Origin of the sequence: Marinobacter sp. OP 3.4, assembly GCF_036224885.1 — a bacterium.
Taxonomy (GTDB): Bacteria; Pseudomonadota; Gammaproteobacteria; order Pseudomonadales; family Oleiphilaceae; genus Marinobacter.
In genome coordinates this window covers 1-13091 of the sequence record NZ_JAVVLT010000097.1, presented here as the reverse complement: position 1 = coordinate 13091, position 13091 = coordinate 1, and the positions used below count along the sequence as shown (strand labels likewise).

The window sequence follows — 13091 nt, the reverse complement described above, 5'->3', positions numbered from 1 at the left end:
TGTCCGTGCCGCGGTCCGGCGCGCCCGCTCCCGCTCCAGCCCCGCCCGGCCCGGCTCCAGCTCCCCGTCCTCAGGACGCTCCGCGCGGAGAATCCGTCTTGCCGCGGTCTCTTCGCGATTCTCGGACCGTGCGTGGGCCGATCGCCGAGTCTGCGAGGTCGTCAACCTCTCCTCCCCAGCCGCCGACCTCGTGAAGTCCTCCCCAGATCTGCCGCCCGCATCCGTGCAACCGTGGGTCGGCAGCGAGGATCGACGCGTGATCACATCGAAGACGGCGCAGCAGCTCGATCAGCTCCAGCGGACAGCCCTCGCCCACGGCGGCGTCGTGCGGACCGCGCGGCTGATACAGGAGGGGGTGAGCCGGCACACACTGGTCACGGCGCGGGAATCGGGTCTGCTGCTTCCCCTTCGTCGAGGATGGGTCGCGACGCCCGGCGCCGACGCGGAGCTGATCGCCGCAGCCCGATGGGGCGTCGTTCTGACTTGCGTGACGTCGGCGCGACGCCACGGCCTCTGGGTCCTCGCCGAGGAACGCGCGCATGTCGCGTGCCCGCCCCATGCCACGGGCGCACGGCCCGATCGCGTCACGGTGCACTGGGCGAAGCCGCTGGTTCCGCGGCACCCGGACGACCTCGTGGACCCCGTTCCGAACGCCCTCGTCCTCGCTGCGTCATGTCTTCCCCGCGAGGAGGCGCTCGCCATATGGGAGTCCGCCTTCCGGAAGGGGATGATCGATGCGACGGTTCTGGGCCGGATGAACCTTCCACCCGCCGCGCGAGGCCTGCTCGCCCTCGCTCGGCCCTTCTCCGACTCGGGCTTGGAGACGATCTTCATCGTGCGGTTGCGCTGGCTCCCGGTCGCGATCACCCCACAGGTCTGGCTGGCGGGCAAGCCCGTCGATTTCCTCATCGGCGACCGCCTCGTCGTCCAGATCGACGGCGGTCACCACGTCGGCGCGCAACGCGCTCGGGACAACGCTCACGACGCCGAGCTGATGCTCCTCGGTTACCACGTCATCCGGGTGGGCTACGTTGAAGTCGTCGAGGAATGGCCCGCTGTTCAGCGACGAATTCTCGATGCGGTCGCCCAGGGACTGCATCTCGCTCGCTGACACGGAGATTCGATTCTCCGACGGAGTTTTGACACGCATCCGACCGTGTCAAGACCGATCTCCGTGCACCGCAGGGGGTCGCTAGTGAGAAGGATGCCGCGGAGCGGCGCACCACCGGCGACGCGCGGCGCTCGGCTGACAGCGCTGCGCTCGAACCCGCGAGCAAGCGGGAGCGCGCCTCAGGCGCCGACGCCGGCGCGGTCGTCGGACACGTCACGCGCGTCGGCCGGCACGGGGCCGGCCGCGGGCCGGGACAGGTGCAGCACGACGGCGGTCATGGCCGCCGCGGTGAGCGCCGCGAGGACCATGTGGATGCCCACCGCCAGGATCGGCAGACCGTTGCGGGCCTGGAACAAACCGACCGCGATCTGGACCAGTTCCGCCGCGAGCAGGACGATGCTCCACCGTGCGAGCAGCGGGGTGCGGTCGCGCTGCCGCCACGCGCCGATGACGAGGGCCACGGTGAGAGCGAACAGCGCGTAGCTCGGCCAGGCGTGGATGTGCTCGAGCAGCTCGGCGTCGAACCCGCTCCGGCCGGCGTCGGCGTCGCCCGAGTGCGGCCCCGCCCCGGTGGTCAGGATGCCGAAGACGATCGTCACGACGAGGGCGGCGACGGCGCCCCGAGCCGTCCACCGCAACCCCGAGGGCACCGCGGACTCGCGGGGGTGCTCGGGGCGGTTCATCCGCACGAGGAAGGCGGCGGTGACGCACACCAGCACGACCGAGACGACGTAGTGGAATCCCACGATGAACGGGTTCAAGCCGGTGAGCACGGTGATGCCTCCGACGAGCGCCTGGGCGACCACCCCGATCAGCACCAGCCAGGCGAGGAGCACGAGGTCGCGGCGCGCGGGCGTCGTGCGGACGGATCGGACCGCGGCGGCGATCACCGCCGCGAGCAGGACGCCGTTGGCGAGAGGGCCTGCCGGGATGTCGAGAGCGATGCCGAGCGCGACGGCGGCTCCCGCTCCCGCGATTCCGCCGGCAGCGAACCACAGGGTCGGCACCAGAGCCCGGCGACCGCCCGTGTGGAGCACGATGAGGATCACGACGGCCAGCGCGAGGATCCCCACCACACCCGTCAGCGTCCGGTTCCCGAACTCGATCACGCCGTGGATCCCCATCTCGGGGGTCGGGACGATCGATTCGGCGGTGCACCGGGGCCAGGTGGGGCAACCGAGGCCCGACCCGGTCAGCCGGACGGCCCCGCCGGTGCCGATGATGAGGACTTCGGCGATGAAGGACAGCCACGCGAACACGCGCAGCGGACGGCTGATCCGACCCGGCAGCCGGCGCGGACGAATCGACTCGGGCGCGGGCGCGGACATGGCGGACCTCCTGGGTCGGATGCCGCCCGGGCTGCCGGCGCGGGCCGGAGGGAAGGCGGAACCTGTAGAATCGAGGGGTTCGGTCGCGCGCCTTCGGGCGCAACCCCTTCTGAACAGTTTAGGCGTCCGACGCGGCGCCCGGAGCGGGCCCGACCCGCGGCATCCCCTCCCGTTTTCTCCCCGAGGGAGCGGGAATGTCGGAGCGGAGACATCCGTTGGGGCCCCTAGAGGAGAGTGTGACGATGTCAGATGTACTGATCGATCGCCCGGAGCTCGAAGGCCTGGGGGTGTACGAATTCGGATGGCACGACACCGACGCCGCCGGAGCCAGCGCGAAGCGCGGAATCAGCGAGGCGGTGGTGCGCGACATCTCCGCGATGAAGAGCGAACCCGAATGGATGCTGAAGAACCGTCTGAAGGGGTTCCAGCTGTTCGGACGCAAGCCGATGCCCACGTGGGGCGCCGACCTGTCGGAGATCGATTTCGACAACATCAAGTACTTCGTCCGCTCCACCGAGAAGCAGGCGCAGTCCTGGGAGGACCTCCCCGAGGACATCAAGAACACCTACGAGCGGCTGGGCATCCCGGAGGCGGAGCGTGCGCGCCTGGTCGCCGGTGTCGCGGCGCAGTACGAGTCCGAGGTCGTCTACCACCAGATCCAGGAGGATCTGGAGCGGCAGGGCGTCATCTTCATGGACACCGACACCGCGCTCAAGGAGCACCCCGAGTTCTTCGAGGAGTACTTCGGCACGGTCATCCCCGCCGGTGACAACAAGTTCGCGGCGCTGAACACGGCGGTGTGGTCGGGCGGATCGTTCGTCTACGTCCCCAAGGGCGTGCACGTCGACATCCCGCTCCAGGCCTACTTCCGCATCAACACCGAGAACATGGGCCAGTTCGAGCGGACACTCATCATCGCCGACGAGGGCTCGTACGTCCACTACATCGAGGGCTGCACGGCGCCGATCTACAAGAGCGACTCGCTGCACTCGGCCGTGGTCGAGATCATCGTGAAGAAGAACGCCCGCGTGCGCTACACCACGATCCAGAACTGGTCGAACAACGTCTACAACCTCGTCACCAAGCGGGCGGTCGCCCACGAGGGCGCGACGATGGAATGGGTCGACGGCAACATCGGCTCGAAGGTGACGATGAAGTACCCGTCGATCTTCCTCGTCGGCGAGCACGCCAAGGGCGAGACGCTCTCGGTCGCCTTCGCCGGCCCCGGCCAGCACCAGGACGCCGGCGCGAAGATGATCCACATGGCGCCCTACACCCAGTCGTCGATCGTGTCGAAGTCGATCGCACGCGGCGGGGGCCGCGCCGGGTACCGGGGCGAAGTGCGGGTGGACGCCAACGCCCACCACTCCGCCAACACGGTGCGCTGCGATGCGCTGCTGGTCGACACGATCTCGCGGTCGGACACCTACCCGGCGATCGACATCCGCGTCGACGACGTCCAGCTCGGTCACGAGGCGACGGTGTCCAAGGTCAGCGAGGAGCAGCTGTTCTACCTCATGAGCCGCGGGCTCCCCGAGGACGAGGCGATGGCCATGATCGTGCGCGGCTTCATCGAGCCGATCGCGCGCGAGCTGCCGATGGAATACGCGATGGAACTGAACAAGCTCATCGAGATGGGCATGGAAGGCAGCGTCGGCTGAATGAGCTCCACCACGCAGGCACCCGCCGTGGTGCCGGGATCCACAGCGCACACGGACGGGGGATGGGGCCTCGTTCCCATCCAGACCCGGTCCGAGCGCCCCCAGTCCTACCGGTCCGCCGACTTCGGCGTCCCCACGGGGCGGGAGGTCAACTGGAAGCACACGCCGATCGACCGTCTCGCGCCGCTGTGGGAGACGGATGCCGCCGGTGCTCGGTCGGCGGACGTCACCGTCGAAGGCGGCGACGCGAGTGTCGACACGCTCGCCGTCGGCACCGCTCCGCGCGGCGAGGTGTTCACCCCCGAGGACTACCCGGCGGCGCTGGCATGGGAGCGCACACCCGACGCGACGCGCATCCGACTCCGCTCCGATGTCGAGCTGTCCGAGCCGGTGGTGGTCGATGTCGCCGCTGACGGGTCGGCCGCGTACGCCCACCTCGTCATCGAGGCGGAGGGCAACGCCCGCGGCACCGTCCTGCTCCGTCACGCCGGGCCGGCGCTCCTCGCGCAGAACGTCGAGATCATCGTGCGCGACGGCGCTGCCCTCACCGTGGTGTCGGTCCAGCGCTGGGACGACGACGCGGTGCACGCGGCGTCGCACCAGGCCCGAGTCGATCGCGACGCGTCGCTCACGCACGTCGTGGTGAGCCTCGGCGGCTCGGTGGTGCGGGTCAACCCCTCGGTCGAACTGGCCGGTGCGGGTTCGCGCGCCCAGCTCTACGGCGTGTCGTTCTCGGACTCGGGGCAGCACCTCGAGAGCCAGGTGTACCTGCACCACAAGGGCCCGCACACCGTCGGCGACGTGCTCTACAAGGGCGCACTCCAGGGGGAGAGCGCCCGGAGCGTCTGGATCGGCGATGTGCTCATCGGCCGCGACGCCGTCGGCACCGACTCGTACGAGGCCAACCGCAACCTGGTCCTCACCGACGGTGCCCGCGCCGATTCGATCCCGAACCTCGAGATCGAGACCGGCGACATCGCGGGGGCCGGCCACGCCAGCGCCACCGGACGCTTCGACGACGAGCAGCTGTTCTACCTCCAGGCCCGGGGCATCCCCGAGGCCGAGGCGCGGCGGCTCGTCGTGCTCGGATTCCTCGGTGAGATCGTTCAGCGCATCGGCATCCCCGCGCTGGAGGACAAACTCATCCAGGCCATCGAGCGCGAGCTCGAGGAAGGAGCGGCGGCGTGAGCGCGACCCGCGTCTGTGCCCTCAGCGACCTCGAGCAGGACACCGCCCTGCGCGTGGAGGTGGACGGCGTCGCGATCGCCGTCGTCCTCGACGCCGCCGGCGAGGTGCACGCCATCGGCGACACCTGCACGCACGGCGACATCTCGCTCGCCGAGGGGTTCGTCGACGGTGACACGCTGGAGTGCTGGGCCCACGGCTCCGCCTTCTCGCTGCGCACCGGAAAACCCCTGAACCTCCCCGCGTACGAACCCGTCCCGGTCTTCGAAGTGACCATCGACGGCGACGACGTGCTCATCGACCCGAATGTGAAGAAGGACATCTGATGACTGTGCTCGAGATCCGCGACCTCCATGTCACGGTCGAGACCGACGCCGGGACGACCCCGATCCTCAACGGCGTGACCCTGACCGTGCGCACCGGCGAGACCCACGCGATCATGGGGCCCAACGGCTCCGGCAAGTCGACGCTGGCGTACACCATCGCCGGGCACCCGAAGTACACCGTGACCAGCGGCTCGATCACCCTCGACGGGGAGGACGTGCTGGAGATGTCGGTCGACGAGCGCGCCCGCGCCGGGCTCTTCCTCGCCATGCAGTACCCGGTGGAGATCCCCGGCGTCACGGTGACCAACTTCCTGCGCACCGCCAAGACCGCGATCGACGGTGAGGCACCCGCGATCCGGACCTGGACCAAGGACGTCAAGGCGTCGATGAAGAATCTCCGCATCGATCCCAAGTTCGCCCAGCGCAACGTCAACGAGGGATTCTCGGGCGGCGAGAAGAAGCGCCACGAGATCCTTCAGCTCGAACTGCTCAAGCCCCAGATCGCCGTGCTCGACGAGACCGACTCCGGTCTGGATGTCGACGCGCTGAAGATCGTCTCGGAGGGTGTCAACCGTGCCAAGGAGGAGACCGACCTGGGTGTCCTCCTCATCACGCACTACACCCGCATCCTCCGCTACATCCGTCCCGACTTCGTCCACGTGATGGTCAACGGCCGCATCGCGGAAGAGGGCGGCCCCGAGCTGGCGGAGCGGCTCGAGGAAGAGGGTTACGACCGCTTCATCGGCGACGAGACGCCGGTCGACGCCTGAAATGACCCCGCGTAGGATGCAGCCATGACCGCGACGCTCACCCCGGAGAAGTACGACGAGGTCACCGAGGCCCTCAAAGACGTGATGGACCCCGAACTCGGGATCAACGTCGTCGACCTGGGTCTCATCTACGACCTCGCGTGGGATGACGACAACGACGCCCTCGTCATCCACATGACCCTCACCTCGGCCGGCTGCCCGCTGACCGACGTGCTCGAGGAGCAGACGGCGCAGGCATTGGACGAGGTGGTGGAGCGGTTCCGCATCAATTGGGTGTGGATGCCGCCGTGGGGCCCCGAACGGATCACCGACGACGGGCGCGACATGATGCGCGCTCTCGGCTTCGCGATCTGACGCGGGGGTGCAGGCCCTCGACGCCCTGCCGCTGAGCGCCCTGAGGGAGCGGTCCAGCGCCAAATGGCGCGCCTACCCCGAGGATGTGCTGCCACTCTTCGTGGCAGAGACCGATTTCCCGCTCGCCCCGGCGATCACCGACCGGCTCCGGGGGGCCGTCGAGATCGGCGACACCGGCTACACCGCCCCGGGCGCGGGGGTTCGCGAGGCCTACGCCGGGTTCGCAGGCCGCCGCTTCGGGTGGCATCCCGACCCTGGTCTCATGCGGACGACCTGCGACGTGATGATGGGTGTCGTCGAGATCCTCCGCCAGGTCGCGCGGCCCGGCGACCGTGTGATCGTCATGCCCCCGGTGTACCCGCCGTTCTTCGATGCGGTCGCGGAGGCGGGCCTCGTGGTCGACCCCGTGCCGCTCATCGACGGCGAGAACGGGCCCGAGATGGATCTGGCGGGCGTGGACGCCGCGCTGAGCGCCGGCGCGCGGGTCGTCCTCCTCTGCCACCCCCACAATCCCACGGGCACCGTCCACGGGCGGAAGGCCCTCCAGCGCCTCGCCGACCTCGCTGCGGCGCACGACGCCGTAGTCATCAGCGACGAGATCCACGCGCCGCTGTCGCAGCCGGACGCCGACTTCGTGCCGTTCCTCGCGGCCTCGGACACCGCGGCAGCCGTGGGCTTCGCGCTCGTCAGTGCGAGCAAGGCATTCAACCTCGCCGGGCTGAAGTGCGCCATCATGGTCGCAGCCACGCCGGACCGGTTCGCCACCCTTCGCTCCCTCCCCGTCGAGGTCGAGTGGCGCACCGGCATCTTCGGGGTGCACGCCGCCGTCGCGGCGTTCACCGACAGCGACGACTGGCTCGATGCGCTCCTCATCCGGCTCGACCTCAATCGCCGGTTGCTGGGCGATCTCCTCGCCGAGCATCTCCCGTTCGCTCGCTACCGCATCCCGCCCGCGGGATTCCTCGGCTGGGTTGATCTGAGCGCCTACGGCTGGGGCGATGACCCCGGCCGTCGCATCCTCCGCGATGCGCGGGTCGCCTTCCACTTCGGCCCGCAGTTCGGCGCCGAGGGACGCGGTCATGTGCGGATCAACTTCGGCTGCGACCCCGAGGTGCTCCGCGAGGCCGTGGCGCGGGTCGGCGCGCTCGCACGCGGATGAGCGCCCCTCGCGGCTCGGTCGAACTGCGTGCCCCGTCCGTCTGGGAGCGGCCGTTCCTCTGGGTGACGGTCGGCGCCGTCGCACTGATCTTCCTCGCGGCGACGCAGGCTCTCGCCGTCACTACGGTGATGCCGGTCGTCAGCGACGACCTCGATGGCGACCGCCTGTACGCCGTCGCCTTCGCCGGAACGCTCGCGACGAGCGTCGTCGGCATGGTGGCGGTCGGCGCGTGGTGCGATCGCGGAGGTGTGCTCGCACCGCTCTCCACAGCGGTCGGCCTCTTCGTGGTCGGACTGCTCATCGCCGGGCTCGCCCCCAGCATGCCGGCGCTGGTCGCCGGTCGCCTCGTGCAGGGCCTCGGAACCGGTGGGCAGACGGTCGCGCTCTACGTCGTCGTCGCGCGGGTGTACCCCGCGGTGGTGCACGGACGGGTGTTCGCGGCGTTCTCCGCCGCGTGGGTCGTCCCCTCCCTCATCGGTCCCTTCCTCGCGGGCGCCGTGGCGGAGTTCCTCCACTGGCGGTGGGTGTTCCTCGGTGTCGCCGTGCTGACGGTCGTGGCCTTCCTTCTCGTCGTGGCTCGGCTGCGCGGGCTTCCGCTCGACACCGACGATCCGGCGACGGGGAAGGTGGCCCCGCGCCTGGCCTGCGCGTTCGTGGTCGCTCTCGGAGCGCTCGGTCTAAGCCTCGCCGGCGAACTCGGTCGCTGGGCGTGGCTCGGCGTTCTCGCCTCGGTCGTCGTCGTGGCCGTCGCCGCTCGCCCGCTGCTCCCCGCGGGCGCGCTCCGCGCGGCACGAGGGCTTCCCAGCGTTGTCCTGATGCGCGGACTCATCGCCGGCGCGCTGTTCGGGGCGGAGATCTACATCCCCTACCTGCTCATCGACGACTACGGCTTCTCGCCGACCTGGGCGGGGCTGGGCCTCACGGCCGCGGCGCTGGCCTGGGCGGGGGCTGCGGAGGTGCAGGGTCGCGTCGGCGATCGCCTCGGCAACACCCGGATCACCCTCATCGGCTCGTCCCTGCTCGTCGGCTCGCTCCTCATCGCCGTGGCGACGGCACTGCTCGGCCTCGCGCCGGCGGTCCTCATCGCCGGGTGGAGCTTCGCCGGCGCCGGCATGGGGTTGATGTACCCCCGGTTGACCGTCCTCACGCTGGCGTACTCGAATCCGCAGAACCAGGGCTTCAACTCCTCGGCGCTGTCGATCTCGGATGCCGTCGGCTCGGCGGCATCCATCGCGATCATGGGACTGGTTTTCACCCTGCTGATCGGGACGGATGCCGGGTTCCCGGCCGTGTTCGCGATCGGCACGCTGCTGGCGCTCACCGCGCTGGTTCCCGGGCTCCGCCTGGGTCACGCGCACGAAGCGCGTCCTCCGACCCCTTCCTGAAGCCGCCGCCCTCAGTTCTCGGCGCGGCCGAGCCGCCAGTAACCCATGAAGGCCACGGCGCGACGGTCGACGCCCTGCTCGGCGACGAGATGACGCCGGAGGGCCTTGATGGCGCTCGCTTCCCCGGCGAGCCAGGAGTACAGGGGCGCCCGCTTCAGCGCGGCACCGCCTTTGGCGGTGCGAGGGACCTCCCAGAGGATCCCCTCGTCAATGTCGATCTCCTCGATCTCGCCGCCGCGCCCCGCGGGCGCGAGTCGCTCCACGGCGTCCTCCACAGCGGCGACGAGGTGGGTGTGGCGAGGGCCCGTTCCGCGTGCGGCGACGCGGTAGTCGAAGCCGGGGTGCTGTGGGAGGTAGGTGCAGTCGTCCTCGTGCGGCACCTCGAGGGCGACGACGCCGCGTGCGTCGGCGGGGAGCTGCTCCAGGATGACGGCGATCGCGGGGGCTGCGGTCTCATCGCCCGCCAGAAGGAGATGGTCGGTGTGGCGGGGCGGGACGAAGTCGACGCCGAGGCTGACGCCCTCGTGCGCGGTCGTCGGGGCGAGGATGAGCACCTCGTCGCCTTCCTTCGCGGTGGCGATCCACGCCGACGCCGGACCCGAGACCTCGTGGGCGACCATGTCGATGTCGACCTCGCGGACGGCGTGACGCACGGCGCGGGTCGTGTACGTGCGGAACGGGAGCCGCTCGTCCTCGGGAAGAGCGCGCCACCGGGCATACCAGTCCTCCCCGGTGGGCATCGCCTCGAGAGGAAGATCGGATGCGGGGAAGACGACCTTCACACGCTGGTCGTACCCCGGATCGCCGTATCGATCGAGGTCGTCGCCGGTGAAGGTGAACCGGCGGAAGCTCGGCGTCAGATCGGTGATGCGCGACACCCGCGCATGGAAGAAGCGCATCGCGCTCATCGGGAGGCCTCCGAGGGGTGGGCGGCGGAGCGGGAGGCGTGATGCCGACCGCGCGGGAGGACGATGGGCGCGCCCGAGACGGGGTCGTCGATGACGACGGCGTCGAGATCGAACACCTCGCCGATCAGCTCCCGGGTCAGGATGTCGCGGGGCGCACCGTCGGCGACGATACGGCCGTCGCGCAGAGCGAAAAGATGATCGGCGTAGCGCGCGGCGAGGTTCATGTCGTGCAGCACCATCACGATCGTGGTGCCGCGTTCTCGGTTCAGGTCGGTGAGCAGGTCGAGCACCTCGATCTGGTGCGCGACGTCGAGGAACGTGGTCGGCTCGTCCAGGAGCAGGATGTCGGTCTCCTGCGCGAGGGCCATCGCGATCCAGACCCGCTGCCGTTGCCCTCCGGACAGCTCGTCCATCGGGCGATCGGCGAGGTCGCTGGTGCCGGTGGCCTCCAGTGCCTCGGCGACGACCTCGTAATCGCGGGTGCTCCAGCGCGCCAGGGGGCGCTGATGGGGGTGGCGACCCCGGCCGACGAGGTCGGCCACCGCGATCCCCTCGGGCGCGACGGGACCCTGGGGGAGGAGCCCCAGCATCCTCGCCACCTCTTTGGACCCGCGACTGTGCAGTGTCTTGCCGTCGAGCACCACCTGCCCCGCGCGCGGGGCGATGAGCCGCGAGAGCGCTCGGAGCAGCGTGGACTTGCCGCAGCCGTTCGCGCCGATGATCGCGGTGATCCGGCCGGACGGCACGACGAGGTCGAGGGCGGAGACGATCGTACGGTCCCCGTAGGCGAGGGTGAGTCCCTCGGCGGACAGGCGGCGGGCGACGGTCATAGTGAGCCTCCGGAGCGGTTGGTCCTGATGAGGAGGTAGACGAGATAGGGAGCGCCGAGGATTCCCGTGATGACACCCACGGGGAGGCGATTCTCGAACGCGAACTGGCCGATCAGGTCGGCGCTGAGGACGAGCAGGGCACCCACGAGCCCCGCGGGTACCAGGAGCGAGCCGGCCGGGCCGATGAGGCGGGCCGCGATCGGACCTGCCATGAACGCCACGAACGCGATCGGCCCGGTCGCCGCCGTGGCGAAGGCGAGCAGTGCCACTGCCGCGACGATCAGGAGCAGTCGGCTGCGGGTCAGGGCGACGCCGAGTCCGGCCGCGGTGTCGTCTCCGAGGCGCAGCACGCCGAGGGTGCGGGACTGACCGATCATCACCGGGACGAGGATCGCTGTGGCGATCACGACCGGAGCAAGGCTCTGCCAGTCGGCGCCGTTGAGGCTGCCGGTGAGCCACCGCATCGCCACCTGCAGATCCCACGCTGCCGCGCGGGAGAGGACGTACGTGATGACGCTGTCGAGCATCGCGGCCACACCGATGCCGATGAGGATCAGGCGCGTCCCGGCGAAGCCGTTCTTGTGGGAGAGCAGCCAGATGCCGAACGCGGTGACGAGCGCTCCGCCGAGGGCCAGGAGCGAGACCGCCGTCTCGGACAGCGAGAAGATTACGATGCCGGTCACCGCGGCCGCACTGGCCCCGGAGCTGATGCCGATGATGTCGGGGGATGCGAGCGGGTTTCGCAGGAGCGATTGGAACGTGACGCCCGCCATGCCGAACGACACCCCGGCGAGCAGACCGAGGAGGGCGCGGGGAAGTCGCAGTTCCCCGACCGTGAACGATGCACCCGCCACCTGCTCTCCGAGGACCACACGAACGACCTCGTCGGGGGTGTAGAACGTGTTGCCGACCATCAGCGACATGAGGAACACGCCGGCGATGGCCGCCGAGAGGAGGCCCACGACGATCACGCGTCGCCGTGCGCGGGAACGCCGACCGCGGGCGACAGCCGATGCCGTCGTGCCTCGGGCGGAGGGCGGGGGAGCGGACAGGATGCTGCGGGAGACCGTCACAGTTCACGCACCTTCTGGCGACGGACGATCCAGATGAAGAAGGGAGCCCCGACGAGCGCCGTGAGGATGCCGACCTCGATCTCCTCGGGGCGGGCGATCACCCGGCCGAGGACATCGGCGAGCACCAGGAGGTCGGCGCCCATGACCGCGGACAGGGGAAGGAGCCATCGGTGGTCGGTGCCGATCAGGAGGCGGCACAGGTGCGGGATGACGAGGCCGACGAAGCCGATCGGACCCGCCACGGCGGTCGCCGCGCCGCAGAGGATGACCGCTCCTGCCGAGGACAGCAGACGGGTGCGAGCGACGTGCTCGCCGAGGCCGGCGGCGAGGTCGTCGCCGAGGGCCAGGGAGTTCATTCCGCGCGCAGTCAGCAGGCAGATGAGCGTGCCCACGGCGAGAACGGGGAGAACGGCCATCAGGCGATCCCATGTGGCGCCCCCGACCCCACCGATCTGCCAGAAGCGGAAGCCCTCCATGACGTCCACGCGAGGGAGGAGGATGGCACTGACCAGCGACGCGAACGCCGCCGAGACCGCCGCGCCGGCGAGCGCGAGCTTCAGCGGGGTCGCGCCGCCGCGACCGAGCGAGCCGACCGCGTAGACGAAGACCGCGGCGGCACCCGCTCCGGCGATGGCGAGGCCCATCGTGGCCCACGGATCGCTCAGCCCGAAGAACGCCAGTCCGATGACGACCGCCAGGGCCGCGCCGCCGGACACGCCGAGGATCCCCGGGTCGGCGAGGGGGTTGCGGGTGACCGCCTGCATGGTCGCCCCCGCGAGTGCGAGGGCGGCGCCGACGAGGACGGCGAGCACCGTCCTCGGGATGCGCGCGACCACCGCGGCTTCGCCGACGGTGTCGGCGCGTCCCGAGACGGCGGCGAGGAGTTCCGCGAGCGAGATGTCACGGGCGCCGAAGGCGATCGATGCTGCGCAGAGGACGACGAGGAGCACGATCGATCCGCCCAGCCACGCCCGCCGCGCCCCGATAGGACGCCGCGGGGG

13 protein-coding genes are annotated in these 13091 nt (G+C 70.3%); 8 read left to right on the top strand and 5 right to left on the bottom strand.

Annotated elements, in window-relative coordinates; genetic code table 11:
• Positions 1-256 precede the first annotated feature (256 nt).
• Positions 257-1111: a type IV toxin-antitoxin system AbiEi family antitoxin domain-containing protein gene (locus RO069_RS15935; protein ID WP_328188892.1), complete on the top strand. Its 855-nt coding sequence runs from the start codon at positions 257-259 to the stop codon at positions 1109-1111.
• 179 nt (positions 1112-1290) lie between these two features.
• Here RO069_RS15935 and RO069_RS15930 read toward each other — a convergent pair whose 3' ends face one another.
• The gene (locus tag RO069_RS15930) at positions 1291-2439 is read right to left on the bottom strand and encodes a COX15/CtaA family protein (protein ID WP_328188891.1); all 1149 of its coding nucleotides are present in this window, start codon (positions 2437-2439) and stop codon (positions 1291-1293) included.
• A gap of 242 nt (positions 2440-2681) precedes the next feature.
• Between RO069_RS15930 and sufB the strand changes: the two genes are divergently transcribed.
• The 7 genes from sufB to RO069_RS15895 are packed head-to-tail and all read left to right on the top strand — an operon-like array spanning position 2682 to position 9279.
• A complete protein-coding gene (gene sufB, locus RO069_RS15925; protein WP_248242837.1) occupies positions 2682-4100 on the top strand; it encodes a Fe-S cluster assembly protein SufB in 1419 nt (472 codons plus the stop codon).
• A complete protein-coding gene (sufD, locus tag RO069_RS15920; RefSeq protein ID WP_328188889.1) occupies positions 4101-5288 on the top strand; it encodes a Fe-S cluster assembly protein SufD in 1188 nt (395 codons plus the stop codon). It abuts the gene before it with no gap.
• Positions 5285-5611: a non-heme iron oxygenase ferredoxin subunit gene (locus RO069_RS15915; RefSeq protein WP_248242835.1), complete on the top strand. Its 327-nt coding sequence runs from the start codon at positions 5285-5287 to the stop codon at positions 5609-5611. The genes sufD and RO069_RS15915 overlap by 4 nt, the downstream gene beginning before the upstream one ends.
• Before the next feature lie 5 nt (positions 5612-5616).
• Entirely contained in the window at positions 5617-6381 is a 765-nt protein-coding gene (gene sufC, locus RO069_RS15910; protein WP_442915382.1) for a Fe-S cluster assembly ATPase SufC, read from the top strand.
• Between the two features lie 24 nt (positions 6382-6405).
• Positions 6406-6735 (top strand): metal-sulfur cluster assembly factor, encoded by a 330-nt coding sequence (locus tag RO069_RS15905; protein ID WP_248242833.1) that lies wholly within the window; start codon positions 6406-6408, stop codon positions 6733-6735.
• 7 nt (positions 6736-6742) lie between these two features.
• Positions 6743-7894 (top strand): MalY/PatB family protein, encoded by a 1152-nt coding sequence (locus RO069_RS15900; RefSeq protein ID WP_248242832.1) that lies wholly within the window; start codon positions 6743-6745, stop codon positions 7892-7894.
• Complete coding sequence (locus RO069_RS15895) at positions 7891-9279, top strand: MFS transporter (RefSeq protein WP_328188887.1); 1389 nt, start codon at positions 7891-7893, stop codon at positions 9277-9279. Before RO069_RS15900 ends, RO069_RS15895 begins: the two co-directional genes overlap by 4 nt.
• Positions 9280-9290: 11 nt before the next feature.
• Here RO069_RS15895 and RO069_RS15890 read toward each other — a convergent pair whose 3' ends face one another.
• The 4 genes from RO069_RS15890 to RO069_RS15875 form a co-directional block, all read right to left on the bottom strand.
• The gene (locus tag RO069_RS15890; protein WP_248242830.1) at positions 9291-10187 is read right to left on the bottom strand and encodes a siderophore-interacting protein; all 897 of its coding nucleotides are present in this window, start codon (positions 10185-10187) and stop codon (positions 9291-9293) included.
• Complete coding sequence (locus RO069_RS15885; RefSeq protein WP_328188885.1) at positions 10184-11017, bottom strand: ABC transporter ATP-binding protein; 834 nt, start codon at positions 11015-11017, stop codon at positions 10184-10186. Before RO069_RS15885 ends, RO069_RS15890 begins: the two co-directional genes overlap by 4 nt.
• The gene (locus RO069_RS15880; protein ID WP_328188884.1) at positions 11014-11988 is read right to left on the bottom strand and encodes a FecCD family ABC transporter permease; all 975 of its coding nucleotides are present in this window, start codon (positions 11986-11988) and stop codon (positions 11014-11016) included. Before RO069_RS15880 ends, RO069_RS15885 begins: the two co-directional genes overlap by 4 nt.
• Positions 11989-12086: 98 nt before the next feature.
• A partial coding sequence (locus tag RO069_RS15875) for a FecCD family ABC transporter permease (protein WP_328188883.1) occupies positions 12087-13091 on the bottom strand: 1005 nt, incomplete at its 5' end.

What these genes read in the sequence shown, in the direction of transcription:
- RO069_RS15930 (WP_328188891.1), bottom strand. Translation starts at nt 2,439, where the DNA reads ATGTCCGCGCCCGCGCCCGAGTCGATTCGTCCGCGCCGGCTGCCGGGT.
- sufB (WP_248242837.1), top strand. Translation starts at nt 2,682, where the DNA reads ATGTCAGATGTACTGATCGATCGCCCGGAGCTCGAAGGCCTGGGGGTG.
- sufD (WP_328188889.1), top strand. Translation starts at nt 4,101, where the DNA reads ATGAGCTCCACCACGCAGGCACCCGCCGTGGTGCCGGGATCCACAGCG.
- RO069_RS15905 (WP_248242833.1), top strand. Translation starts at nt 6,406, where the DNA reads ATGACCGCGACGCTCACCCCGGAGAAGTACGACGAGGTCACCGAGGCC.
- RO069_RS15895 (WP_328188887.1), top strand. Translation starts at nt 7,891, where the DNA reads ATGAGCGCCCCTCGCGGCTCGGTCGAACTGCGTGCCCCGTCCGTCTGG.
- RO069_RS15890 (WP_248242830.1), bottom strand. Translation starts at nt 10,187, where the DNA reads ATGAGCGCGATGCGCTTCTTCCATGCGCGGGTGTCGCGCATCACCGAT.
- RO069_RS15885 (WP_328188885.1), bottom strand. Translation starts at nt 11,017, where the DNA reads ATGACCGTCGCCCGCCGCCTGTCCGCCGAGGGACTCACCCTCGCCTAC.